This is a genomic window from Aeromonas sp. HMWF014, from assembly GCF_963878295.1.
Taxonomy (GTDB): domain Bacteria; phylum Pseudomonadota; class Gammaproteobacteria; order Enterobacterales; family Aeromonadaceae; genus Aeromonas; species Aeromonas popoffii.
In genome coordinates this window covers 643-4,125 of record NZ_CAWNYS010000587.1, presented here as the reverse complement: position 1 = coordinate 4,125, position 3,483 = coordinate 643, and the positions used below count along the sequence as shown (strand labels likewise).

At 51.8% G+C, this 3,483-nt stretch carries 5 protein-coding genes; all 5 read left to right on the top strand.

Features of this window, described 5'->3' with window-relative positions; translation table 11 throughout:
• Positions 1 to 146: 146 nt before the first annotated feature.
• Complete coding sequence (locus AAC083_RS22490) at positions 147 to 509, top strand: hypothetical protein (protein ID WP_108537759.1); 363 nt, start codon at positions 147 to 149, stop codon at positions 507 to 509.
• Between the two features lie 89 nt (positions 510 to 598).
• On the top strand, positions 599 to 1,045 hold the full coding sequence (gene radC, locus AAC083_RS22485) for a RadC family protein (RefSeq protein ID WP_108537758.1): 447 nt from the start codon (positions 599 to 601) through the stop codon (positions 1,043 to 1,045).
• Positions 1,046 to 1,085: 40 nt separating this feature from the next.
• A complete protein-coding gene (locus tag AAC083_RS22480) occupies positions 1,086 to 1,457 on the top strand; it encodes a DNA repair protein (protein WP_108537757.1) in 372 nt (123 codons plus the stop codon).
• Between the two features lie 49 nt (positions 1,458 to 1,506).
• Positions 1,507 to 2,394 carry a 3'-5' exonuclease gene (locus AAC083_RS22475; protein ID WP_219927927.1) on the top strand — a complete coding sequence of 296 codons (888 nt, stop codon included), beginning with the start codon at positions 1,507 to 1,509 and terminating at the stop codon, positions 2,392 to 2,394.
• 502 nt (positions 2,395 to 2,896) lie between these two features.
• Positions 2,897 to 3,483: LPD25 domain-containing protein (locus tag AAC083_RS22470; RefSeq protein ID WP_181364863.1), on the top strand; the 587-nt coding region annotated here is incomplete at its 3' end.

Below are 3,483 nucleotides of genomic sequence, written 5' to 3'. Positions count from 1 at the left end.
TGTTTCCCTTTCTTGCGGCGAAGAACTCAGAGAGGCAAATCAAACCAAGCAACGCAGTAAAGAGCCACGGGCGCTGAAAACCTAAAGCGCGGCTCGGAATCTAGAGACGCAAATTTCACAAAAATAATTCAACCCAAGGAGTGATTATGAATCAATTTAATGTCCAGTCCATTGTTTACATTTGCATTGGCGTTGACGCGGAAATTTTAAATTTAAAGGGAAAGGTCGTTGGTGATAGAGTTTTTGATGGTGGTTATGAGTGCGCAGATGGTTGCCCCGGAGGGATGCTCGAAACCACGCATTGGGTTATGAATGATGCGTTCCCTGTATTGGAGAGAGTAGCCAATGGGCGTGAGGAAGAAATGGCAGGGAGTGAGTGGCTTTATATTGTTTGCGAAGAGTTTGGACGAGATATTATTGGGCATGTAAAGCAAACTGGTGTGTGGCCTGATGATAATAAACTCGAGGAACTGGCTGCGGCGGCCATAAATAAAGTGGATCAGGCGTAAAACTAAATAATGGTTGATGCCTTACCTTTGGTAAGGTATTATTTCTTTGTGGTCTCGGATTGACCGAGACCCTTATCAGGAGTTCCTGTATGTTTACCGAAAAAGAAGTGCGCTTTATCGCCCTCGCCCACAAGATTGTCGCTCGTCGATTAATCACCTCCGACTCAATGAGCTCCCCGGCCTTGATGCACGAATACCTTTTCACCAAGCTGGCAGTGCTGGAGCATGAGGTTTTTCTGCTCATTTTGTTGGATAACCAACACCGCATCATAGAGTCCGTCGAAATCAGCCGAGGCACGATCGATCAGGCATCTGTCTACCCCAGAGAAGTGGTCAAGACTGCGCTGCAGTACAACGCTGCTGTGGTTATGTTTGCACACAATCACCCGTCCGGTGTGGCTGAGCCGAGTCGAGCTGATCACCAAATCACGGAACGATTGCAGGCTGCTCTTGGGCTCGTTGACATTCGTGTGCTGGATCATTTTGTTGTGGGCGGTGAGACGATTATATCGTTCGCTGAACGAGGTTATCTCTAATTTACTGAGCCGCCCCGAAGAGGGGCGGCAGGAGTCATATATGTCTGAGAACAAAGTCATTTATACCGCTGGTACTGGTAGCTCCATTGATGTCACGTTTGAGGATTTCAAAGCGCGGCCATGTGTTCTGCATCGCTTGTCGCCTGGCTTTGTTGCGCCCACGCCGGATGAGATCCGGTTTGTTCGCCTCAACTTGCTCGGATGGCCACAAACCAAACTGGGGGCATTTTTGGGCTACCCCATCGATAAGAAGGGGTGCGCGACTGTCCGGCGTTGGGAGCGTCCTGTTGACGCGTCGAACCACCGCAATATCGAGTACAACGCTTGGCGGCGGATGTTGGTTGCTGCGGGGGTGATCGATAGCGAAGATGACTTGCTCACAGCCGAAAGGCATTTGGAACTGTTGGCGTAAACGGCTGCAATAGAGAAATTGCAGTACTGCAATTTTTAGAGAGGATTGGATGGCCAGACATCTAACCAAAGCGGAGGCGGCTAGCAAAGGTTGGTTCTGCCTGAAAGACTTGAAAGAGCAATTCAGGCTAAAGCCTGCAGCTGGACAGAGACCAGCAGGCTCTGTATGGCAGGGGCAGGGCGCATACAAGGTCTATGACAAGGTGTTGTGTGTCCCCATGAGGTCGTATTGCAAGCCATCAGATGCACAGTTGAAAAGTCTGGCAGACGCTCGAGCGCTGATTGGTACACGGCTTTGCATGCAGTGTGGGCAGCGCGCGAACATTGACCAGGTGCAGGGTGCGCTATGTGTTCGGTGTTCTGATAAGCAAAGAGTGCGTCAATGTGCTGCTGTTGCTGCAAGTTGGATAGAGAGCGAGGCGATTTACCTGGATGCTGAGACAACAGGTTTGGAGCACGATGATGAGATCATTGAGATCTGCCTCATTAGCCAAGCGGGGGATGTGTTGATGAACTCTCTGGTTCGGCCAACGAAAGCGATCCCGGATGATGCGATCTCTATCCATGGCATAACAAACGAGGCTGTCGCCGGCGCACCTTCTTGGGAGGCTTTGCATGGTGAATTTTGTCGATTAATAGAAAATAAGGTGGTGGTAATTTACAACTCAGATTTCGATGTGAGATTGCTGGCGCAAACTGCCAGCCGGTATCGACTTGATGCCCCTAAAATTCAGGGTGTATGCGCTATGAAGCTCTATGCTCGGTGGTATGGAGAGGAGCGGCCCATGGGTAAATATCAATGGCAGAGGTTGAGTGATGCAGCTCAGCAATGCGGGATTGATGTATCGGGTGCCCATAGGGCCTATGCTGATTGCCTCATGACTAGAGGTGTTGTTGGTCATATGGCAAGAACGACTCTTAGAAATGAAAGTGAGTAATCAAAATCAAATATTGATTGTTCAAACTTCAATAATGATAAGGGCATGACCGCGAGCGGTCGCGCTGTCATGCTACGCATCGAGCCAGCGAAAAGATGCTGTCTCGCCCCTTCGGGTTTCCATCGCTCATGCCTACGCCTCTACGAGGCTGCGCGCTCCGCTTGCCGCGCCTTTGGCCAGCTCCCTCGCTACGTTTTGCCCCTCTAAGCCCTTCACCGCCAGGCAAACTAACACGCCGGTCGCCGCTGCCAGTGTTCGCTTCGCCATCTCCTCACCCGTTCGCACTCACTGCGTTCGCTTGCGCTGCGGCTTGCGGGGATGCACTGGCATCGTCTCCCTTGTCGCGTGTTGTTTCCCTTTCTTGCGGCGAAGAACTCAGAGAGGCAAATCAAACCAAGCGACGCAGTAAAGAGCCAAGGGCGCTGAAAACCTTAAAGCGCGGCTCGGAATCTAGAGAGGCAAATGGGGTTCAAGACCCGGCAACCAGCATAGAGAGGCAATCATGAGCGCAACTATCATCACCATGGAAGATTTCAAAGCAGCAGCACAACAAGCCGAGCAGGCTGCCCAGTTTGTCCGCCGCCCAGTCTCAGTTCTGGTTCACTGGTCAGAGTCTGGCGCATGGGGGGAGGAGGAACTTTGCACGTTTTCAGATTTTGAGGCCCGCGCCCTGGGTGTTGCGATGTCATATGCTGACGGCGGTTATCTCAAGACAAAAATCACAGTGACGTTTGACGATGGCGAAACGTACCAGACCCGGATCGATCTGGCTGCGGGCGATGAGCTGGGTTTTGCCCATCATTGCGCCGGGATGATCTCATTCTATGAGACCGACAAAGGCCGGGATTATTACCAGCGAATGGATATGATCGACCTGATCAATTTTGTAAAGGGTATTGATTTTGGGGCAGATGCGCAGCGCCTGGCCGAGCAGGAAAGAGACGCAGCCCTTGCCGTGCAGATTGCCAAGGAAAAGGCAGCCGAAGCCAAGAAGCAAGCAGAAGCCGCCGCCGAACAAGCATACAAGGCCGAGATCGAGCGCCTGAAAACCGCCCCAGAATTTGCTCACCTGGCCCAGATTGGCAGCGG